Source organism: Pseudomonas brassicacearum (assembly GCF_003732225.1).
Classification (GTDB): Bacteria; Pseudomonadota; Gammaproteobacteria; order Pseudomonadales; family Pseudomonadaceae; genus Aquipseudomonas; species Aquipseudomonas brassicacearum_E.
Map to the genome: position 1 here is coordinate 183,340 of NZ_MOBJ01000001.1, position 21,956 is coordinate 205,295.

Genomic DNA, 21,956 nt, shown 5'->3' on the forward strand with positions numbered 1-21,956 from the left:
GGCTTAGCCGATCAACTGCGGAATACTGCTGTACAAGCGCAGGATGTATTCCATGAACGTTTGTATCAGCCAAGGGCCGGCGACGATCAGGGTCACCAGCATCACCAGCAAACGCGGGAGGAAGCTCAGGGTCTGTTCGTTGATCTGCGTGGCAGCCTGGAACATCGCCACCAGCAACCCCACCAGCAAACTCGGAATCACCAGTATGGCGACCATCATGGTGGTCAGCCAAAGCGCTTCACGGAACAGGTCTACCGCAACTTCAGGAGTCATATCGCCCTACCCGCCCACAAGGTTCTAAACACCACCGAAACTGCTCGCCAGCGTACCGATGATCAATGCCCAGCCATCCACCAGCACGAACAGCATGATCTTGAACGGCAGCGAAATGATCAGTGGCGAGAGCATCATCATGCCCATGGCCATCAGCACACTGGCAACGACCAGGTCGATGATCAGGAACGGAATGAAGATCATGAAGCCGATCTGGAATGCGGTTTTCAGCTCCGAGGTGACGAAGGCCGGCACCAGAATGGTCAGCGGTGCCTGATCCGGCGTCGCGATGTCGGTGCGCTTGGACAGACGCATGAACAGCTCAAGGTCGCTGCTGCGGGTCTGCGCCAGCATGAAGTCCTTGATCGGCACTTGCGCCTTGGCCACCGCATCCTGAGCCGTCAGCTTCTCGGCCAGATAAGGCTGCAAGGCGTCCTGATTCACCCGATCAAAGACCGGCGCCATGATGAACATGGTCAGAAACAGCGCCATGCCGGTGAGGATCTGGTTCGACGGCGTCTGTTGCAAGCCCAGGGCCTGACGCAGGATCGAGAAAACGATGATGATCCGGGTGAAGCTGGTCATCAGCATGACGAACGCCGGAATGAAGCTCAGCGCGGTCATGATCAGCAGGATTTGCAGGCTGACCGAATATTCCTGAGCGCCATTGGCGTTCGTGCCCAAGGTGATCGCCGGAATCGACAACGGGTCGGCGGCGAACGCCAACGGCGCGGCCAGCATCAGGACCAACGTCAACAGGATGCGCAACGGCATTACTTCTTATCCTTATCTTTACCCAACAACTCCATCAGGCGCTGGGCAAACTCGGGGGTCGCCTGCTCGGCGCTCGGCACTTGTACCGGCTCTTTGAGCACATGCAACGGAGTGATAGTGCCGGGGGTCAGCCCGAGCAGAATCTGCTCGTTGCCGACTTGCACCAGTACCAGACGATCACGCGGCCCAAGGGCGCGCGAGCCGATCAGCTCGATCACTTGCCCCTTGCCGGCAGGACCCGCCTGCTGAACGCGGCGCAATAACCAGGCGAGGAAAAAGATCAGGCCCAGCACCAGCAGCAAACCCAGCACCAACTGAGTCAACTGCCCGGTCACGCCGGCGCTGATTGCAGGTGTCGCGACCGCTGCTACCGGTTCTGCCGCCCACGCACTGAGCGGCAAGGTCAGCAATACGCCGAGAAACGCCTTCACTCAGCGCAGCTTCTTGATGCGTTCGCTTGGGCTGATCACGTCGGTCAGGCGGATGCCGAACTTCTCGTTGACCACCACCACTTCGCCGTGAGCGATGAGCGTGCCGTTGACCAGTACGTCCAGCGGTTCGCCGGCCAGACGGTCAAGCTCGATCACCGAGCCCTGGTTGAGCTGCAGCAGGTTGCGAATGTTGATATCGGTGCTGCCGACTTCCATGGAGATCGACACCGGGATATCCAGAATCACATCCAGGTTAGGACCATCAAGGGTCACCGGCTCGTTGTTCTTCGGCACGCTGCCGAATTCTTCCATCGCCAGACGGCTGGAGGACGACGAAGTCGCTGCATCGGCGGCCAGCAAGGCATCAATGTCGTCCTGCCCGGCATCACCCGTCTCTTCAAGGGCCGCAGCCCACTCATCAGCCAGAGCCTGGTCGTCCTGGGTATTCATATCGTTAGCCATCATTTGTCCTCGGCGGGCAGCCATTCAATTGGAGCCGTCATTTAAAAGCGAAGGTGTACGAGCGCCGATCAGCGGCGCTCGATCGGCTCGATCACTTGCAACGCCAGGTTGCCCTTGTGGGAACCCATCTTGACCTTGAAGGCCGGCACGCCGTTGGCGCGCATGATCATTTCTTCCGGCATCTCGACCGGGATCACATCACCCGGCTGCATGTGCAGAATGTCCCGCAGGCGCAATTGGCGACGGGCAACCGTGGCACCGATCGGAACGTCAACGTCCAGCACGTCCTGACGCAGGGCGTTGACCCAACGTTCGTCCTGATCGTCGAGGTCCGACTGGAAGCCGGCATCGAGCATTTCGCGGACCGGCTCGATCATCGAGTACGGCATGGTCACGTGCAGATCGCCACCACCGCCATCGAGTTCGATGTGGAAGGTCGAGACCACCACCGCCTCGCTCGGCCCCACGATGTTGGCCATGGCCGGGTTCACTTCCGAGTTGATGTACTCGAAGTTGACTTCCATGATCGCCTGCCAGGCCTCTTTCAAGTCGACGAAGGCCTGTTCCAGCACCATGCGCACGACGCGCAATTCGGTCGGAGTGAATTCACGGCCTTCGATCTTGGCGTGACGACCGTCACCGCCGAAGAAGTTATCCACCAGCTTGAACACCAGCTTGGCGTCAAGGATGAACAGCGCGGTACCGCGCAACGGCTTGATCTTGACCAGGTTGAGGCTGGTCGGTACGTACAACGAGTGCACGTATTCGCCGAACTTCATTACCTGCACGCCACCCACGGCAACGTCTGCCGAACGCCGGAGCATATTGAACATGCTGATACGCGTGTAACGGGCAAACCGCTCGTTGATCATTTCCAGGGTCGGCATGCGTCCACGGACGATGCGATCCTGACTGGTCAGGTCATAGCTTTTGACACTGCCCGGTTCAGCAGCGTTGTCGGTCTGTACCAGACCGTCATCGACACCATGCAACAGCGCATCGATCTCATCCTGGGACAGCAGGTCCTGCACGGCCATGTCGTGTTCCTACTGCAGTACGAAATTGGTAAAGAGCAACTGGTCGATAACGACTTTGCCGACTTCCTTCTGCGCCACTTCCTGCACACTGGCAGTGGCTTTCTGGCGCAGCATTTCCTGACCGACCGGCGTCGCCAGGGTGTCGAAACTCTGCCCCGAGAACAGCATGACCAGGTTGTTGCGAATCACCGGCATATGCACTTTCAGCGCATCCAGATCCGCCTGATTACGCGCCTGCAGGGTAATGCTCACCTGCATGTAGCGTTGACGGCCATTCTGGTTGTAATTGGCGACAAAGGCTGGAGCCATTGGCTCATAAATCGCCGCTGGCTTGACGTTGCTGGCGGCTTCGGCCGCTGGCGCAGGCTTGCTCTGAGCGCTGTGCATGAAGTACCAGGTCGCGCCCACCGACAGGCCGATCGCCAGCAGCACGGCCAGCACAATCACGAGAATAAGCTTGAGTTTGCCTTTCCCGGCGGGGTCTTTCACTGCTGCTTCGCTCTTCGCCATGCCAATAATCCGTCACTATTCGAGTTTTCACAGTTGCACGGCAAGGCAAGAGCAAGTGTTATGCCAGAAGTGTCAGAAGGGGGATGGTGGGGATTGAGCGCAATCCAAAAAACACTACAAGACCAGTGTGGGAGCGAGCTTGCTCGCGATAGCGGTGTAACAGTCCACAAAGATATCGACTGTTAAGGCCTCATCGCGAGCAAGCTCGCTCCCACAGGGTTTGACGCTTGGTCAGGCGTAGTAGTCGACCGCACTGGAGCCGATGACACTGGTGGTGTTGGCAGCCGCTTCAGCCACGCTCACCGGCAACTCTTCATCCGCCGAGAGGCGACCACCATTGGCACTGGCGGGCCCGCCCTGCCCCTGCTGAGCCTGCTGCTGCCCTTGCCAGCCGCGAGACTGGTCGGAGACATTGACGTCGACCTGCCCCATGCCTTGCTGGGCAAACATGTCGCGCAGACGATGCATCTGACTGTCCAGCGCTTCACGCACACCAACGTGAGCGCTCATGAAGGTCACTTGAGTCTGCTGATCGGGAACCATGTTCACCCGAATATCCAGGCGACCCAATTCCGCCGGCTGAAGCTGAATATCGGCAGCCTTGAGGTTGGCGCTCGACAGGTACATGACCCGATTGACCACCTCTTCGGTCCAGCCGCTCTGATGCATGGCGATCGGTTGATTCACCGGCAATGCATTCGCGGTCTTCGGTGTGGCGGCCTGGGTCAGCGCCGCCAGACGGTTGGCAAAATCATCAACGCGCGTGTCGCTGGTCGCCGACTTCAGATCCTTGAGTCCATCATCGATCAAACCGCTGAAGGACTTTTCACCCCCCTGGCTGGTGCTGTCCTTGCTGGTTTGCACGTCAAGCATGCTTGCCATGCCGTTGGCAAAGTTCTGCGCCGCGGTTGGCTCACTATCGGTCTGATCCGGCGCCGCTTTTGTCGGGGACTGACTGGAAGCCGACACGTGACCACTTTGCTCCAGCGCCAGACGCAAGGTCGGCATCGCGTCCAAGGGATCGGATGCAGGATCGAACGAGGGATCAGTCGCGGCCGCAGGTGTAGCGGGCGCAGCCGGCAGAGGCGTCACCGCAGCCGTAAGCGCTGCGTCGACCTGAGGCAGGGGCTGAGCCTGAGTGACCACTGGCGGTGTTTGCGGGTCTGGTGCGGGCACTGGCATCGGCGCCGGTTGCACCGCCTGCGCTAGCGCCGGATCAAGAGCAGGGTCGACCGGAGCGCTATCCGCCACCGGAGTATCCGTGACCTTTGCGTCGGCGCTTGCGGCCTTATCGCCGACGGTATCCGCCGGCTTGTCGGCGGGCAAGGATTTGCCGTTATCGGCAACCGTCGGTTGCGAGGCGGCAGACTTGTTGTCAGGCGATACCTTTTTGCCGGAGTTATCCGCCACTTTGTCACGCGCAGACTTGCCCGCCCCGTCGGCACTTGACGCAGGAGTCGCTTGCGACTGTTTGGCGTAGACCTGAGAAAAGCTTGCGGCCTTATCCCTGGGCTCTACAGGCGCTGCCGGGGCATTGACAGACACGTTGGCAGACGCAGCCTGAGTTTTGGCCTGCGAGGCAGCCTGAAGAAGCGAGTTCGGGGCGAGGGGCATAACGGTCTCCGCTGCACTGGGATCGTAGGTACAGTCGAGAAACAGAACTGCAAGGCTCGAGCCAAGTTTGATCAGGCGCTGAAAAAACCTGCGCCGATGATGCGTTCAGCAATGAAAACGCTGGCGCTCTTCACGATACAGGCGCCGGACGATGGCGAACTCTCCGTCAATCTCGCCTACCAGCTTTTCGATGCCGAAGGTCTGTTTTTCCCTGGCTCGCAGTTCCAGCTCACCGCACAACTCAGCCAGACGCCTGGCGCCCATGTTGCTGCTACTGCCCTTGAAGCTGTGGGCAGTACTGAGCAATTGATCAGGGTCCTGGGTTTTGTGCAATTGAGTCAAACGCTCTTCGGAGTCCTGAAGAAAGGTATCCAGAAGCGTTGGGTACTCATCTTCCATTACTTCTTGCAGCGCACCCAGTACGTCGTGATCCAGATGAATGTCAGTCACTTGTTCGCTCCTTGATCAAGAATGTGCGGATTATGCCTGAGCCCCCCAGGAAAACTCCACGCGGGCACGCCGGCCGTCATCCGACCAACTGGCGTTGCGGCACAATTGGCGGACCAGACTCACCCCGCGACCTGACAAGCAGCCACTGTCGACAGGTCGAGCCATGACCCGTTGCACGTCGAACCCCGCGCCACTGTCTTCAACTTCAACCACCAGACAGCCACCCGCACCTTGCGGCGACAGCTGCATATGCACCCGCAGGTAGCCATCCTCAAGCGCCTCCAGACGCGCATTGCGCTGCTCGTAATATTGCGCAAACCCGGCGGCATCGCGTTTGATACTCGAATCGAGTCCCAGCACACCGTGCTCCAGTGCATTGGAATAGAGCTCAGCCAGCACACTGTAAAGTGTCGCGCTTTGCGCCCGCAACCCATGCACTTCAACCAACAGCTGCAATAGATAAGGCATCGGATTAAAGCGCTTGAGCGTGTCCGCACGAAACTCGAAACTCACCGACCAGTCCAGCGGAGAGGACTGGCCACTGTCGGAATAGACTATCGCCGGAGGACTGACTTGTGCGGCCTCGAGCAGACTGACCTCAACCATGCTGACGTCATCACGCGCCTCGCCCCGAAAATCCCGCAACGCTTGTTCAATCTCCTCGAACAACCGTTCTGGCTGGCGGTTGTCGGCAAATACCCGCTCTAATCGCTCGACACCAAACAGTTGCTCATTGGCATCACAGGTATCGATCACGCCGTCCGACAACAGGAATACCCGGTCGCCGAGGCTCATCGAGAACACTTCGGTGCGATCATCAAAGGTTTGCGAGCTCAATACACCCAGCGGCAGATGCCGCGCCAGCAACGTGGTGCGCTTGCCGCTGGCAGTGTGATGCAGATAGCCATCCGGCATACCGCCGTTCCAGACTTCCACCGAGCGGCGCTGAAAACTCAGGCACAACAGGGTCGCGCAACAGAACATATCCACCGGCAGGATACGTTTGAGCTTGGCGTTCATTTCGCGCAGCATTTCCGCCAGACCGTAACCCTTGGCGGTCATGCCATAGAACACTTCCGCCAGCGGCATGGCGCCGACCGCCGCCGGCAGGCCATGACCGGTGAAATCCCCCAGCAGCACATGCATGTCACCGGCCGGAGTGAATGCCGCCAGCAACAGATCGCCGTTGAACAGTGCGTAGGGGGATTGTGAGTAACGGATGTTGGGGGCACTCAGGCAACCGGAGTGAGCGACCTTGTCGAACACCGCCTTGGCCACCCGCTGCTCATTGAGCAGGTACTCATGGTGCCTGGCAATCAGATCGCGCTGCTCCAGGACTGTCGCCTGCAACCGCCGCAAGCGGTCCATCGCCTTGATTTTGGCGCCCAGGATCACCCGGTTATAAGGTTTTGCCAGAAAGTCGTCACCACCCGCCTCCAGGCAACGCGCCAGGGCCTCGCTTTCTGTCAGCGATGTCAGGAAGATGATCGGCACCAGGGTTTCGCCAGCCAGCAGCTTGATCTGCCGCGCGGCTTCGAAACCGTCCATCACCGGCATCATCGCGTCCATCAGCACCAGTTGCGGACGCTGCTGCCGATACAGCTCGACCGCCTCTGCACCGTCGGCCGCCGTCAGCACCTCATGCCCTTGACGACGGACAATACTCGACAGCAGCAAGCGATCGGCCGCGCTGTCTTCAGCGATCAGCACCGTCAGTGGCTCGGGCAGCGTCGACATGACGGTCAACTGATGTCGAACAACTTGTCGAAATTGGAGATGGCGAGGATTTTCTTCACATCGGAACTGCTGTTGACGACGCGAATATCAGAGTTGTCGCCACCGGCGTGATCACGCAGCAACAGCAACATACCCAGCGCCGAACTGTCGAGGTAGGTCGCTTCCTTCAAGTCGACCACCACCGAGTTTGGCATCTGCCCGTCAGGGCGCTCGTAGGAGTCACGAAATTCCTGATGCTTGGCGAAATCGAACCGCCCCTTGACCGAAATCGTGAGTTTTTGCCCATCCGGCGATACTTCTGTAACGACTGACATGTTACGGCTTCCCTGTCATTGGCAACGTGTAGAAGGTTTAGCACTTGCGGGGAGCGTGAGCAAGGTTAAAAGATCGCAGCCTTCGGCAGCTCCTACATTGACCGCATGCAAACCCGATCCCGTAGGAGCTGCCGAAGGCTCGGGCCGCGTTCGGACGATCTTTTGAAACCAACGCTCTCAATACGGGTCGTGGCGCGGCAAACGCTGGGAAAGCTCGTCGAGCAGCTTCTGCTCGCGCCGGTCTTCGAGTTGGCGGGCTTCATCGATGTAACGCCGCACCAGTTTGCGCAACCCTTCAACCCGGGCAAAAGCCTGCTGCCAGGCTTCACGCGCCTTGTTCAGGTTGTTTTGGTGCCAGGCCAGGCTTTGGCGCTGCTGATCGATAGCGGTCCCCAACTGCGCGAGAAAGCCCTGATACCCCAACAACCATTGTCCCGAGACGCCATGGCTGCCGCGCTCGATCCATTGCTCCTGGTACTCGAGGCGAAAGTTTTCGAGGTCGGCGAGCTTGCTCTCGGCCAAGCGCACCTGGCCCTGGAAGTGCCCCAGGCGCTGGACGGCGGTCTTTTCGGCCTTTTCAGCCATGTCGACCACGGGCGCCAGACGCGCTGACCGGCTCCGGGCCATGAGGTGTTAGCCGCCAGCCGCCGGGGCGAAGATCGAAGCAAGATACGCCTCACTCTCACCCAGGCTGATGCTGTCGTTCAGGCCCTGACGCAGGTACTTGACCAATTGTGGCTGCAACGAGATCGCCAGATCGGTTTCCCGATCGCCGCCCGCCACGTAGGCGCCGACGCTGATCAGGTCGCGACTTTGCTGGTAACGCGACCAGAGCTGCTTGAAGTACTGCGCACGCATCATGTGATCCGCAGTGACCACCGACGGCATGACCCGACTGATGGACGCCTCGATGTCGATCGCCGGGTAGTGCCCCTCTTCCGCCAGACGGCGCGACAGCACAATGTGCCCGTCGAGCACACCCCGCGCGGCGTCGGCGATCGGGTCCTGCTGATCGTCGCCTTCGGACAACACGGTATAAAACGCGGTGATCGAACCGCCGCCCGCCTCGGCATTACCGGCGCGCTCAACCAGTTTCGGCAGCTTGGCAAATACTGACGGCGGATAACCCTTGGTCGCTGGCGGCTCACCAATGGCCAGGGCGATTTCTCGCTGTGCCTGAGCAAAACGGGTCAGGGAGTCCATCAGCAACAGAACATTCTTGCCCTTGTCGCGGAAATACTCGGCGATTCGCGTGCAATACATGGCAGCGCGCAAACGCATCAGTGGCGCATCATCCGCCGGAGACGCAACCACCACGGAGCGCTTGAGCCCCTCCTCACCGAGAATGTGTTCGATGAACTCCTTGACCTCACGCCCCCGTTCGCCGATCAGCCCGACCACGATGATGTCGGCCTCGGTGAAGCGGGTCATCATGCCCAGCAGCACACTCTTGCCGACACCGGTGCCGGCGAAAAGACCGAGGCGCTGGCCGCGACCGACTGTCAATAATCCGTTGATGGAGCGAATGCCCACGTCCAGCGGCTGGCTGATGGGATCACGCTTGAGCGGGTTGATGGTCGGACCGTCCATCGGCACCCAGTCTTCGGCTTTCATCCCGCCCTTGCCGTCCAGTGCACGGCCGGCGCCATCGAGTACGCGCCCGAGCATGCTCATGCCCATCGGCAAGCGGCCGGTGTCGGCCAAGGGTACAACCCTGGCGCCTGGAGCAATGCCGGCGACACTGCCGACCGGCATCAGAAATACTTTACTGCCAGAGAAGCCCATGACTTCGGCTTCGACCTGTACCGGGTGATAACTGTCGTCGTTGATCACCATACAGCGGCTGCCCATGGCAGCACGCAAGCCTTCAGCTTCAAGCGTCAGGCCCACCATGCGCAGCAAGCGCCCTTCGAGGATCGGTTGACCGGGCAACTCGGTGGCGTGCGCGTAAGTACTCAAGCGCTTGCCGAAGCTGGTGCGATCAAGGCGCATCAACGGTTTCCAGTTCAGGATCAAGCAGTGCGGCAGAGGGTTTTTCGCTGACCGGAAGTTCCAGCGTCAAATCCGCCTCGGCCGGATGCAGCGCCTGATCGTGCAACTGATCGAACAGCTTGGCCATGATTTGCGTGATACGGGTTTCGACTGTCGCGTCGATGCGGCTGTGCTCGGTTTCGACCCGGCACCCGCCCGGCAACATGGCTTCGTCTTCGACGATGCGCCAGGTCTCTTCATGGCGCTCGCGCAATGCCTTGACCTGCTCGAAGTCCTGCGGATTGATGTACAGGCGCACATTCCCGACGCCCAATGGCAGCAACTTCAAGGCTTCGCGCATGACGTGTTCGATTTGCATCGAGTCGATGGCCAGTTCGCGCTGAATCACCTGTTTGGCGATGTGCTGAACCAGACCGACCAGGGATTTCTCGATCTGCGTATCTTGCTCGGCAATCGGCTCGAACAGATTGCCCATCAGCAATTCAAGGCTGGCAAGCTTCGCGCTCAGGGCCACGTCAGCTTCCTGACGAACCTTGAGCGTGGTGCTGTGAAAACCTTCTTTCTCGCCGGTGGCGAAGCCTTCGTTGTAGGCTTCCTGACGAATGCTTTCGAGCTCTTCGAGGGTCAGTGGCTGGACTTCCTCCAGCGGCACTTCTTCCATCTCCGGCGGTTCGGGCTCAGGCTCGGGTTCAGGCTCCGGGACGTACGGGTCGAAGCTGGGCAACGACCAGAGATCAAAACCACCGACATCGCGCGCACGGATCAGGTCGGTGGGCGACTCATCACTCTTGGATGCCATAGCGTTAAATCATTTCCTCGCCGCCCTTCCCGCCGAGAACGATTTCTCCGGCTTCGGCCATACGGCGGGCAATGGTGAGGATTTCTTTCTGTGCGGTTTCCACATCGCTGACGCGTACCGGGCCCTTGGCCTCCAGGTCGTCGCGCAGCAATTCGGCCGCACGCTTGGACATATTCTTGAAGATCTTTTCCTTGACGCCTTCGTCCGAGCCCTTGAGGGCCAGCACCAGCACGTCCGAGGAAACTTCGCGCAGCAACGCCTGAATTCCACGGTCGTCGACATCGGACAGGTTGTTGAACACGAACATGAGGTCTTCGATCTGACCGGACAGGTCTTCGTCGACTTCGCGGATCGAGTCCATCAGTTGACCTTCGATCGAGCTGTCGAGGAAGTTCATGATGTCGGCTGCACGCTTGATACCACCCAGGGTGGTGCGCGCGGCATTGGAGTTGCCGGAGAATTGCTTCTCGAGAATCTGGTTCAGCTCTTTCAGGGCCGCCGGCTGCACGGTGTTCAGCGACGAGACCCGCAAAATAATATCCAGCCGCACTTTATGGTCGAAGTTGCCGAGCACTTCGCCAGCCTGATCCGGATCGAGATAGGCCACGACGATCGCCTGGATCTGCGGGTGCTCGTAACGGATCACGTCCGCCACCGCACGCGGCTCCATCCATTTCAGGCTGTCCAGACCACTGGTATTGCCACCCAGCAGAATACGGTCGATCAGGCCGTTGGCCTTGTCTTCGCCCAGCGCCTGGGTGAGCATCTTGCGCACATAGTCATCGGAGCCGACGCCGAGGCTGGTCTGATCACCGACGATGTCGACGAACTCGCTCATCACCTGCTCGACCTGCTCACGGTGCACGTTGCCCATCTGCGCCATGGCCACACCCACACGCTGGACCTCTTTAGGCCCCATGTGGCGCAGCACTTGCGCAGCATCGGTTGAACCCAGGGACAGCAGCAGAATCGCGGCTTTGTCGACCCGGCTGAGTTTGGCGATAGCGGCTCGGTTATCACTCATCTGCGTTAATCCACTCTTTCACGACCTGAGCCACACGACCCGGATCTTCGGCCACCAGACTCTTGATTGCGTTCAACTGTGCGTCATAGCCTTCGCTCGGGCTAGGCAGCAGAATACTTTGCGGGCCGCCGAGACTGACGCGATCGTTGGCCAGTTCGCCGTCCAGACCGCCCATGCCGCCGAGCTCGACATCGCTGCCCAGACCCGCCAGTTGCTTGCCTTTGCCGCCGCCGGTGATGTTGTTGAGCACCGGACGCAGCACGCCAAACACCAGCACCAGAATGAACAACACCCCGAGAACCTGTTTCACCACATCCCAGAACCAGGGTTGCGAGTAGAACGGGATGTCGGCGATGACTTCGCCACGCTCGGCCGAGAACGGCACGTTGACCACGCTGACACTGTCGCCACGGCTGGCGTCAAAACCGACGGCGCTCTGCACCAGACGCGTGAAGCGCGCCAAATCATCGGTGCTCCAAGGCGTACGAGTGGTTTCACCGTTGGCCGGGTTGACCTTGACCTGATCATCCACAACGACCGCAACCGACAGGCGACTCAAACGGCCCTGCTGTTGTTTGGTGTGGCTGATGGAACGGTCGAGTTCGAAGTTTTTGGTGGATTGCAGACGCTTGTCCGCCGGATACGGCGCCAGCATCGGCTGACCGGTTGCCGGGTCCATGATTTGCTGACCGTTGGCATCAAGCAGCGGCTGACCTGGCTGCACCATGCCAGCAGAAGCGCTCGAACCACCGGTGGTTTGCGGCGCGGAGGCAGGCGCAGGCGGCTGATTGCTCAGAGCACCGGGAACACCTTGCGGGCCGTTGCTGGCAGTACGCTGTTCGGACGTCGACTGCTCGCTGCGCAGCGCCGGCTGATCCGGGTTGAATTGCTCCGAGGTCGACTCGACCGCGCTGAAGTCCACGTCGGCGGAGACTTCAGCCTTGTAGCGATCGTTGCCCAACACCGGTTGCAAAATATTGTGCACGCGCTGGGTGAGCATGCTTTCCATGCGGCGGCTGTAATCGAATTGCTTGCCGGCCATGCTCAGTTCGGAGTTTTCCGCCTGATCGGAGAGCAAGGTGCCCTTCTGGTCGACGACGGTGATTTGCGACTTGCTCAACTCGGGAACACTGGTCGCCACCAGATTGATAATGGCCAGAACCTGTCCCGGTTCCAGTGAACGACCGGAATACAGCTCAACCAGTACCGATGCGCTTGGCTTGCGTTCGTCACGCACGAATACCGAGCTTTTCGGAATGGCCAGGTGCACACGGGCACCCTTGACGTTGTTCAGGCTGGAAATGGTCCGCGCCAGCTCACCTTCAAGGCCGCGACGATAACGGGTCGCTTCCATGAACTGACTGGTCCCCAGACCCTGATCCTTGTCGAGGATTTCAAAACCGATGTTGCCGTCGCTGGGAGTGACGCCAGCAGCGGCGAGCTTGAGCCGCGCACGCGCCACATCATCGGCCTTGACCAGCAAGGCACCGGAGTTGGGTTCAATCGTGTAGGGAATGTCGGCGGCGGCCAGGGTTGCCATGACCTGCTTGGCGTCCATACCGGCAAGGCTGCCGTACAGCGGCCGATAGTCGGGTTGCTGCGACCACAGCACCACGGCAAAACCAATCGCCACGCTTGCAGCCAGGCCAACCAACAGGCCCACCTGACGCAGCATGGTCATCTCGGAAAGGTTTTCCAGGAAGGACAGACCAAACAACGGCGGTTTTCCGTCGACAGGTGTGGCCTTGGCCGGAACGTTATCGGCGACTGCTTCTGCCATGACTCAATACTTCCTTAGACCGGCATCTGCATGATGTCTTGGTATGCCTGTACCAGCTTGTTACGCACTTGGGTCAACGCCTGGAAAGACACGCTGGCCTTCTGCGAGGAAATCATCACATCCGTCAGGTCGACGCCGCTTTTGCCAATTTCGAACGCATTGGCCAGTTGGTTCGAAGCCTGCTGGGTATCGTTGACCTTGTTGACGGCCTTGCCGAGCATGTCGGAAAAGCTGCTACCGCCCATTTCCGGCACCGCGACGGCGGCTTTCGGCTGGGCCATGGCGTCCATTTGCATGGACCGCATGTCCAACATCAACCGATTAAATTCAATTCCCTGGCTCATGGTCTACTCTCTCTGACGACCCGCAATTTTTTGACACTCACTCGGCGGATAGAGTGGTGTTAGCAACAAGGGTGCCAGCTCCATGCCGACCTTTCATAAAAGTCTTGGGTGGCGCCTTACCTGTAGGAGCTGCCGCAGGCTGCGATCTTTTGGCGTATTCAAGGACATCGAAGATCAAAAGATCGCAGCCTGCGGCAGCTCCTACGGTATGCGGCGTATAGGAACTCAGGTCGCAAACAAATAACCTTCGACATCCATTCCGGCATCGCGCATTTGCGCCAATTTGTAGCGCAAGGTCCGCGGACTGATACCCAGTCGCTCGGCCGCCTCCTTGCGCCGCCCGCGCTCGGAACGCAACGTATCGATGATCATCTGGAACTCGCGACGTCGCAGGTCATCGCCCAGCGCACCCGCTGAATCGCCTTGCGGCGCCTCGACCTCAAGCATTCGCGCCGACATCGGAACAGGCGCCAATACCGGCAATGGCGCGCAAGCGACCGGCCCTGCAAGACAGAAATCCTGCGGCTGAATCAAGCCACCCTGCTGCAAAATCAGCGCCCGCTGAATGGCGTTGTCCAGCTCACGCACGTTGCCCGGCCACGGATAACCAATCAGGCACGCCCGGGCCTCGGGCGATAGCCTGGCAGCGGCATGCTTCATTTTATTGATGTGCTTGGCCAGCAGACGCTCGGCCAGCGGCAAGATATCGGCAGTGCGCTCACGCAACGGACGCCAGGCCAGCGGAAACACCGACAGGCGATAGTAAAGATCTTCACGAAAACGCCCCGCCGCCACTTCGCCCGCCAGATCCCGGTTAGTGGTTGCAACCACCCGGATATCCAGAGCAATCGGCTTGCGCGCCCCCACGCGCTCGACTTCACGCTCCTGCAAAACGCGCAGCAGCTTGGCCTGGAGCCCCAAGGGCATTTCAGAAATTTCGTCGAGCAGAATGGTCCCGCCATCGGCCTGCTCGAACTTGCCGGCCTGGGCCGCAATGGCGCCCGTGAATGAGCCCTTCTCATGACCGAACAACGTCGCTTCGAGCATATTGTCCGGGATCGCCGCACAATTGATCGCAATGAACGGCTGACTCGCGCGGTGCGAGTGCTGGTGAATATAACGCGCCAGCACCTCTTTGCCGGTGCCTGACTCGCCAGAGATCAACACCGTCGAATCACTTCGCGCCACACGGGCTGCCAGCTCAAGCAACTGCGCACTGGCCGGCTCGAACGCTACCGGGCCTTCGCCCTCTGTCGCCCCCAGACACCCCAAGGCATGGCGCGCCACCAGATCCAGCAACGCCTTGGGCTCGAATGGCTTGACCAGATAGTCTGCCGCTCCCTGACGCATTGCGTCGACTGCGCGCTCGACCGCGCCATGAGCGGTCATCAGCAATACCGGCAATTGCGGATGGCGAATACGCAACAATCCCAACAACTGATGACCATCCATGCCCGGCATGTTGACGTCACTGAGCACCAGATTGAATGACTCGCTCGCCACAGCCTGCAGTGCGTCTTCGGCCGAACCCACTGCGGTGTAATCATGACCGGCCAGCAGCAGCGTATCCGTTAGCGCCTCGCGCAGCGCGCGGTCATCTTCGACCAGTAAAACCTTGATTGCCATCAACCTCACTCCACGCCTTGAGCGCTGGGCCGCTTACAAGAAAAAAACGGCAAAGTCACCACCGCACAGGTGCCGCGGCCCGGCCGCGAGCGCAGTTGCAATTCTCCCTGATGAGCACGGGCCACCGCCTTGACCACGGTCAGGCCAAGACCGGTGCCGGTGGTTTTGGTGGTGAAAAACGGTTCACCCAGGCGCGCCAGCACTGTCGCATCTATACCGTCGCCGTTATCGCTGACGCACAGCCGAAGGGTATTTCCACGGGTGTATAGATGAACTTTCAGGCGCACATTGCCGGCACTGGCCTGAATCGAATTCTCAATCAGGTTCAGCAGCGCACCGACCAGCGTGTCGCGATTACACAGCAATTCCCCGGCATGGCTGTCGCACTGCCAACGCACCGGACAATCCTGAACATGAGTCAATGCCGCCGCTTGCAGCGATTGCATCAGCGCCTTGGGCGTCACGCGATCGGTCAACGGCAGCTCACCGCGAGCGAACACCAGCATGTCACGCACCTGATGCTCGAGCTCATGCAGGCGCTCTTTCAAACGTCCGGCAAACCGCTGCTGGGTGGCGACCGGCAGTTCCTGCTCAGTCAAATGACTGGCGTACAACAATGCCGCGGATAACGGCGTACGAATCTGATGTGCCAGGGAAGCAACCATCCGCCCAAGAGACGACAGACGCTCATGGCGAGCCAGCTGAGCTTGCAAATGTCGGGTTTCAGTCAAGTCATTGAGCAGCACCAACTGCCCCGGCTCAGCATCCAGCGAACGCGTGGCAATCGACAGACGCCGACCATCCTTCAGGGAAATTTCATGACCGTCGTCTTCGCGCGGGGCAAAGCAGCGCGCAATGACATGACGCCACAACTCGCCTTCAAGCGGCAGACCCAGCAGCTCGCTGGCCGCCGGATTGGCTTCGCGCACGATCCCCTGGGCATCAATGACGATGACGCCGCCAGGCAACAAGTCGAGAAGGTTTTGCAGCCGGTTGGCCAGGCGCTCTTTTTCGGCCAGCTCTTGCATGCGCTGAGCGCTGACCACTGCCAGCTCGCCCTTGAGCTCGGTGACCCGCGCTTCAAGCATGCTGTAGGAGTCGGTAAGTTGGCTCGACATCTGACTGAACAGCGCGAACGCCTGCTCAAGGCCAAGCCGACTTGCCTGCTCTACAGAGGACGATTGCCCCGAAGCTTCGGAGGCAGGAGACATTTGGGCGGCGTGGGGCATCGTGCTCTCTCGCTGGCTGACCGTCAGTTAAACGGAACGTTGCGAGGGACGTAGCAATACCCGTGCCTAAAAAAAACCGCCCATTATTCAGCGGGTTGAAAAACAGGCGTCAATCGTCCGCCTGTTCATCTCCATCACGACGACTCATGCCGTACTTGCGCATCTTCTCCACCAGGGTGGTACGTCGAATGCGCAGGCGCTCGGCGGCACGCGCCACGATGCCATTGGCATCATCCAGCGCCTGCTGGATCAGACCCTGCTCCAGACCACCGAGGTAGTCCTTGAGGTCCAGGCCTTCTGGCGGCAGCATGGCGTTCGCGCTGAAGTCCGGGGCATGGCCGTTGATGGCTACCCGCTCTTCAAGATCGCTGCGCAAGCTATCGACCAGTTGTTCGTCTTCGTCATCGACATAACGGAATTTCTTCGGCAATTCGACCACGCCGATCACCCCGTACGGATGCATGATCGCCATACGCTCGACCAGGTTGGCCAGCTCACGAACGTTGCCCGGCCAGCCATGACGGCACAGCGACATGATCGCCGCCGAATTGAAGCGAATCGAACCGCGCTTCTCGTGCTCCATGCGCGAAATCAGCTCGTTCATCAGCAACGGAATATCTTCGACACGCTCACGCAGCGGCGCCATTTCGATCGGGAAGACGTTAAGGCGGTAGTACAGATCCTCACGGAAGCTGCCGACCTCGATCATGCTTTCGAGATTCTTGTGGGTTGCGGCAATGATCCGCACGTCGACGCTCTGGGTCTTGTTGCTCCCCACACGCTCGAAGGTGCGCTCTTGCAATACCCGCAGCAGCTTGACCTGCATCGGCAGCGGCATATCACCGATCTCGTCGAGGAACAGCGTACCGCCATTGGCCAGCTCAAAACGCCCGGCGCGGCTGGTGATGGCCCCGGTAAAGGCGCCCTTCTCATGGCCGAACAGTTCGCTTTCCAGCAACTCGGCCGGAATAGCCCCGCAGTTGACCGGCACAAACGGCGCGTCGCGTCGCTTGGAGTGGTAGTGCAGATTGCGCGCGACCACTTCCTTGCCCGTACCGGACTCACCGAGGATCAGCACGCTGGCATCGGTGTCGGCCACTTGCTGCATCATCTGGCGCACGTGTTGAATCGCCCGACTGGTGCCGACAAGACTACGGAATAGATTCGGTTCACGGTGACGACCGCGCTCACGGGCCTGGTCGTACATCTCGCGATAAACCTGGGCGCGATGCAGGGAGTCCAGCAACTTGCTGTAGCTGGGCGGCATCTCCAGAGTGGAAAGCACCCGGCGACGCTGGTCTTCTGGCAGGTCAACGGAAGAATTATCGCCCATTAACAAAACCGGAAGGAACTCATCCCAGGTAGCGAGTGTCTTTAACAGGCCCGGAAGAGCGCCAGGAGCATTTACGGTCCCGATGAGGACACAGATTACTTCACGACTTGATGACAAAGAGCCGACAGCCTGCTGCCAGTCATGGCTACCACAGGGTAAATTTTCTTCGCCAAGAAAATTTAAAATCACCGCCAGGTCGCGGCGGCGGACGCTATCGTCATCAATCAGCAGAATTTTGGTTTCACGCCACATGCAATAGCAACTTCCCTAGTCAACTCAATGCCCGAAATGAGTGGGCAAGCTAGACGCTTGCAGGCACGTTAAGCCTGGTAGACGCCTGAAATCTTCAAACAGCCACTAGTTAAGTCAAAAAACCGTGCACAGTCAAATTTATGGCGCACTACGGTCGGATTAACTGAGGATTAACCGAACAGATGGTAAACCTTTGCCGCGTTCTGTGCTTGATGGATCTGTGACATCTCATCGAATATTGCCTGACGCTCCCCCGTCGCCGCCTCCAACAACTGCCGATACACCCCAAGCAACTCCTCGAGGTTATCGCGCAACGCCGCCTCATCCAGCGAAGCCTCACTCAAAACGTCTTCCATGCAGGAACGGCAATCCAGGTCCAATTGACCGATAGCTTCCCAATTACGCTCGGCCAGTGCATCGACCAGAGCTTCACGGGTTTGTTCGATACGCTGCAGTACAAGACTCATGGTGATCTCCTTAAAACTGCGGACCTGGCGCTGCGATGGCATCCCAGCCTTCTTTGACCGTACCCAGCAAATCGGCGACCTCGTCGAGGATCTTCGGATCGCTCTTGATATTGGCCTCAGCCAGACGCTTCATCATGTAGACGTAGAGATTATCCAGCTCCCCTACTTCATCCGCCTTGTTCTCAAGGTCCAGGCCTTCACGCAAGCCGCCAATGATGCCGATGGCCTTGCTGATGAACACACCTTTGCCCGGAATATCCTTTCGCTCCATGGCGCCTTTGGCCTGAGCAATGCGATCCAGCCCCCCCTCCATCAACATCTGCACCAACCGGTGCGGACTGGCTTCGGAGGTTTGGGCCTGCGCTCCAATTTTCTGATATTGCCGAAGGGCTAACATCGGATTCATGCTCTACCTCATCACAATTCAAGGGCTCGTATAACCAATGTATCGTCTACGAGTCAAAAAACTTTAAAATCAAAAGGCAAAAACCCGGCGCGTTAAAAACGCAGCCGGGTTTTTGGCGCTAGCTCAAAAACTAGCCGGACTTCTGTGCGTTCAAGGAGGTGAAGAACGACGTGATACTGGTCGACGTCGCCTTCATCTGCCCGACCAACAGGTCCATGGCATTGTACTTGGCAGTCAGCGTCGCGGTCAGTGTGGTAACGCGCAGGTCCAGCGCCACCTGCTGATTGCTCAGATCGTTTTTCTGCTTGTTCAGGCTGGTGGTGCGCTGATCAAGAATGCCACCAGTCTGCGAGTAGGGCTTGATCGCCGCGCTCATCCGGGCCAGCAGGCCATTGGTGCTGTTGGTCCCGGTGAACAGCGTCTGGACCTGACTACTCAACCCCTTGGTAGTCATCGCAGCGTTGAACTTGACGGAGTCGAAATTCAGCGTGCCGAGTTTCTGATCGGTGGTGATACCTAATTGCGATAACACCGCCAATTGCCCCCCTGGCCCAGGAGTCACCAGCTGATTGCGAATATCGGCAATCAACGAGCGCGGCATCGAGTCACCGGTCAGCGCCGCAGAGACGGTCAGCTTGCCATTGGCATCGGCCGAGGCCTGGGTCAGCGACGTCACCGTCTTCACCAGCGTGTTATAGGCGTCGACGAACGACTGTATCGACGTCTGCAAACCGGTGGTGTTGGTCGCTACAGTCACCGTCGAGGTGCCCGGTGCAACCAGCGTCATGCTCAAGCCACCCACCGCCTGATTGACGGTATTGGTTTTGCTGGTGACTGCCAGACCATCAATCGTCAGGCTTGCATCAGTGGCAAACGCGCCGATAGTACCGGCACTGGCAGGATCAGGCATCGTCCCCCCAGTTGTCGACGACGGATCCGGGATAGTGCCCATCATCTTGGTGCCGTCGATTGCCAGACCGGCAATACCACTGACAGTAAGGTCCGAGCCCTTGCCCGTCGTGGTCGACCCGATCACCAGACGCGAACCGTTACTGTCAGTGACGATGTTGGCGGTGATGCCCTGGGCTGTCAGCGTGGTGTTGATTGCATCGCGAGTCGACTGCAGCGTCGCACCGGACGGGATAGTGACGTTGTAGGCAGTGCCATTTTGACTGATATTCAAAGTACCACTCGGAATGGCACTGGTAGCACCGCCTGCAAAAGAAGCACTGGCAACTTTGGAACCGGTAGCCAGATTCTTCACATTAATACTGTAAGTACCGTTGACCGCAGTGTTATCGGAGGTCACGGTCAAGTTCGCCGGAGTCGACGAGGTAGCCGCAAACCCGCCAAACGCAGGGCTTGTCGAGCTATTGAGCTTGTCCATGGCGGCCTGATAAGCGGCCAAAGCACTTTTCAGCGAACCCACACCGGAAATTTTCGAGGTGTTGAGCGAGGATTGAGTGGTGATCTGAGTCTGCTTGGCCGACTTGTCGCTGTTGACCAACGCTGTAACGATCGAACCGATATCCAGGCCGGAACCCAGACCTGTACCCGGTAAAATTGGACTTGCCATGTGCATCTCCCTTTCTGTCTGTCGCCGGTCTTTTGACCACTCACGCCGTCAAATCAGCGTACAAACACTATTCATGCCAGTTGTCAGGCTTTTGCGTCGAACAGCACATTGCTCGCCGAACTCAAACTGTCCGCCAGCTTCAACGCCTCTTCGGAAGGGATTTGTCGCACCACTTCACCCGATTCAGTGGCAATCACCTTCACCACCACCCTGCCGGAAGCCTCATCGATAGAGAACTCCAGGTTGCGCTTGATCGACTGTACGAACTTTTCGATCTCTTGCACGGCCAGTTTCAGCTTTTGCGCGTCCGCGTCCTTACTTCCAGCCACAGCCTGCACACTGTCACTGCTGCTACGAGGTGCTGCAGCCGATTTGTCGGCAGTCGTACTCGCCGGCTGAGCGGTCGGGTAAGACAAGTTCAGCTTCACGCTCATGTCCATATCCATCACCTCTTAACGTAAAAAAGCGAGAGAGCGCGACCAGCACACTCCCCCGCCAAAACTCATTCCGAAATTACTGAAGCAGCTTCAGTACAGCGGAAGGCAGTTGGTTGGCTTGAGCCAGAACCGAGGTGGAAGCTTGCTGCAGGGTTTGCTGCTTGGTCAGCTGAGCAGTTTCTGCTGCGAAGTCGGTGTCTTGTACGCGACCCAGTGCAGCGGTGGCGTTTTCGTTGACGTTCTGCAGGTTGGAGATGGTGCTGGTCAGACGGTTCTGTGCAGCACCGAGGTTTGCACGAACGGCACCAACGGTGGCCAGTGCAGCGTCGATTGCAGTGATTGCGCCGTCGATGGCGGAACCAGCAGCAGCGCTGGTAGCACCGGTCAGAACAGTAGTACCGCTACCAACCGACAGGCTGGCGGCGTCGAACTTGCTGCTCAGGGTCAGAGTGATCTGGTTGGCAGTACCGGTGTTGGAACCCACTTGCAGGGTCATGCTGCCAGCGGAACCGTCCAGCAGGTTTTTGCCGTTCAGGTTGGTAGCCTGGGAAATACGAGTCAGCTCGTCGGACATCTGAGTGAATTCCGCGTTGGTCGCGGTCTGGTCAGCTGTGCCGTTGGTGCCGTTACGTGCCTGGACAGCCAGTTCACGCATACGTTGCAGAATGTTGGTGGTCTCTTGCAGAGCGCCTTCAGCAGTCTGAGCCATCGAGATGCCGTCGTTGGCGTTTTTGATAGCTACGGTCTGGCCGCGGATCTGGCTGCTCATACGGGTAGCGATCTGCAGGCCGGCAGCGTCGTCTTTGGCGCTGTTGATTTTCAGGCCGGAAGACAGGCGAGTCATCGACTGCTGCAGAGCGTTAGCGGCATTGTTCAGGTTTTTCTGAACAGACAGGGAAGCGACGTTAGTGTTTACGCCTAAAGACATGGTGAGTTCCTCGTTGGTTGGGTACTGCGGCTTCCGGCCCTGGCAACCGCCGGGTGTGGCCTAGAGAACCTTCGTAGTAGTTATCGTCGCGATTGCAGGTTGCTTGAGGGCTTTTTTGAAAAAAATTGCCATCACACTGCCACCCCCGCGAAAACAAAGGC

General features: G+C 58.9%; 24 protein-coding genes. All 24 read right to left on the minus strand.

Annotation, left to right across the window (positions count from 1 at the left end; all coding sequences use genetic code 11):
* Positions 1-3: 3 nt before the first annotated feature.
* Positions 4-273, minus strand: a complete 270-nt coding sequence (fliQ, locus tag BK659_RS00930) for a flagellar biosynthesis protein FliQ (protein ID WP_123423319.1) — start codon at positions 271-273, stop codon at positions 4-6.
* A 24-nt stretch (positions 274-297) separates the two neighbouring features.
* Positions 298-1,047 carry a flagellar type III secretion system pore protein FliP gene (fliP, locus tag BK659_RS00935; RefSeq protein ID WP_071551272.1) on the minus strand — a complete coding sequence of 250 codons (750 nt, stop codon included), beginning with the start codon at positions 1,045-1,047 and terminating at the stop codon, positions 298-300.
* Positions 1,047-1,478 carry a flagellar biosynthetic protein FliO gene (fliO, locus tag BK659_RS00940; protein WP_123423320.1) on the minus strand — a complete coding sequence of 144 codons (432 nt, stop codon included), beginning with the start codon at positions 1,476-1,478 and terminating at the stop codon, positions 1,047-1,049. The genes fliP and fliO overlap by 1 nt, the downstream gene beginning before the upstream one ends.
* Positions 1,479-1,940 (minus strand): flagellar motor switch protein FliN, encoded by a 462-nt coding sequence (gene fliN / locus BK659_RS00945; protein WP_123423321.1) that lies wholly within the window; start codon positions 1,938-1,940, stop codon positions 1,479-1,481.
* Positions 1,941-2,008: 68 nt separating this feature from the next.
* Positions 2,009-2,977, minus strand: coding sequence for a flagellar motor switch protein FliM (gene fliM / locus BK659_RS00950; RefSeq protein WP_010456950.1), 969 nt, complete (start codon positions 2,975-2,977; stop codon positions 2,009-2,011).
* Positions 2,978-2,986: 9 nt separating this feature from the next.
* Positions 2,987-3,487: a flagellar basal body-associated protein FliL gene (gene fliL / locus BK659_RS00955; protein ID WP_071551276.1), complete on the minus strand. Its 501-nt coding sequence runs from the start codon at positions 3,485-3,487 to the stop codon at positions 2,987-2,989.
* Between the two features lie 231 nt (positions 3,488-3,718).
* Entirely contained in the window at positions 3,719-5,101 is a 1,383-nt protein-coding gene (locus BK659_RS00965) for a flagellar hook-length control protein FliK (RefSeq protein WP_123423322.1), read from the minus strand.
* A gap of 105 nt (positions 5,102-5,206) precedes the next feature.
* Complete coding sequence (locus tag BK659_RS00970) at positions 5,207-5,551, minus strand: Hpt domain-containing protein (protein ID WP_123423323.1); 345 nt, start codon at positions 5,549-5,551, stop codon at positions 5,207-5,209.
* Between the two features lie 30 nt (positions 5,552-5,581).
* The gene (locus BK659_RS00975; RefSeq protein WP_123423324.1) at positions 5,582-7,288 is read right to left on the minus strand and encodes a fused response regulator/phosphatase; all 1,707 of its coding nucleotides are present in this window, start codon (positions 7,286-7,288) and stop codon (positions 5,582-5,584) included.
* 5 nt (positions 7,289-7,293) lie between these two features.
* The gene (locus tag BK659_RS00980) at positions 7,294-7,602 is read right to left on the minus strand and encodes an STAS domain-containing protein (protein ID WP_123423325.1); all 309 of its coding nucleotides are present in this window, start codon (positions 7,600-7,602) and stop codon (positions 7,294-7,296) included.
* 177 nt (positions 7,603-7,779) lie between these two features.
* Positions 7,780-8,229, minus strand: coding sequence for a flagellar export protein FliJ (gene fliJ, locus BK659_RS00985; RefSeq protein ID WP_123423326.1), 450 nt, complete (start codon positions 8,227-8,229; stop codon positions 7,780-7,782).
* Positions 8,230-8,235: 6 nt separating this feature from the next.
* Positions 8,236-9,594, minus strand: coding sequence for a flagellar protein export ATPase FliI (fliI, locus tag BK659_RS00990; RefSeq protein ID WP_123423327.1), 1,359 nt, complete (start codon positions 9,592-9,594; stop codon positions 8,236-8,238).
* Positions 9,584-10,393 carry a flagellar assembly protein FliH gene (fliH, locus tag BK659_RS00995; RefSeq protein ID WP_123423328.1) on the minus strand — a complete coding sequence of 270 codons (810 nt, stop codon included), beginning with the start codon at positions 10,391-10,393 and terminating at the stop codon, positions 9,584-9,586. The genes fliI and fliH overlap by 11 nt, the downstream gene beginning before the upstream one ends.
* Positions 10,394-10,397: 4 nt before the next feature.
* Entirely contained in the window at positions 10,398-11,417 is a 1,020-nt protein-coding gene (fliG, locus tag BK659_RS01000) for a flagellar motor switch protein FliG (protein WP_019692390.1), read from the minus strand.
* Positions 11,410-13,197 carry a flagellar basal-body MS-ring/collar protein FliF gene (fliF, locus tag BK659_RS01005; RefSeq protein ID WP_123423329.1) on the minus strand — a complete coding sequence of 596 codons (1,788 nt, stop codon included), beginning with the start codon at positions 13,195-13,197 and terminating at the stop codon, positions 11,410-11,412. Before fliF ends, fliG begins: the two co-directional genes overlap by 8 nt.
* Positions 13,198-13,211: 14 nt before the next feature.
* Entirely contained in the window at positions 13,212-13,541 is a 330-nt protein-coding gene (gene fliE, locus BK659_RS01010) for a flagellar hook-basal body complex protein FliE (protein WP_123423330.1), read from the minus strand.
* A gap of 225 nt (positions 13,542-13,766) precedes the next feature.
* A complete protein-coding gene (fleR, locus tag BK659_RS01015; protein WP_123423331.1) occupies positions 13,767-15,167 on the minus strand; it encodes a sigma-54-dependent response regulator transcription factor FleR in 1,401 nt (466 codons plus the stop codon).
* Positions 15,168-15,172: 5 nt separating this feature from the next.
* Complete coding sequence (locus tag BK659_RS01020) at positions 15,173-16,378, minus strand: sensor histidine kinase (RefSeq protein WP_185015269.1); 1,206 nt, start codon at positions 16,376-16,378, stop codon at positions 15,173-15,175.
* A gap of 127 nt (positions 16,379-16,505) precedes the next feature.
* On the minus strand, positions 16,506-17,981 hold the full coding sequence (locus BK659_RS01025) for a sigma-54 dependent transcriptional regulator (protein WP_123423333.1): 1,476 nt from the start codon (positions 17,979-17,981) through the stop codon (positions 16,506-16,508).
* Between the two features lie 170 nt (positions 17,982-18,151).
* On the minus strand, positions 18,152-18,448 hold the full coding sequence (gene fliT / locus BK659_RS01030) for a flagellar protein FliT (protein WP_123423334.1): 297 nt from the start codon (positions 18,446-18,448) through the stop codon (positions 18,152-18,154).
* 10 nt (positions 18,449-18,458) lie between these two features.
* Entirely contained in the window at positions 18,459-18,854 is a 396-nt protein-coding gene (gene fliS / locus BK659_RS01035; RefSeq protein ID WP_123423335.1) for a flagellar export chaperone FliS, read from the minus strand.
* 130 nt (positions 18,855-18,984) lie between these two features.
* On the minus strand, positions 18,985-20,430 hold the full coding sequence (gene fliD / locus BK659_RS01040; protein ID WP_123423336.1) for a flagellar filament capping protein FliD: 1,446 nt from the start codon (positions 20,428-20,430) through the stop codon (positions 18,985-18,987).
* Between the two features lie 83 nt (positions 20,431-20,513).
* On the minus strand, positions 20,514-20,870 hold the full coding sequence (locus BK659_RS01045) for a flagellar protein FlaG (RefSeq protein WP_123423337.1): 357 nt from the start codon (positions 20,868-20,870) through the stop codon (positions 20,514-20,516).
* 73 nt (positions 20,871-20,943) lie between these two features.
* Positions 20,944-21,795, minus strand: coding sequence for a flagellin domain-containing protein (locus BK659_RS01050; RefSeq protein ID WP_123423338.1), 852 nt, complete (start codon positions 21,793-21,795; stop codon positions 20,944-20,946).
* Between the last annotated feature and the right edge of the window lie 161 nt (positions 21,796-21,956).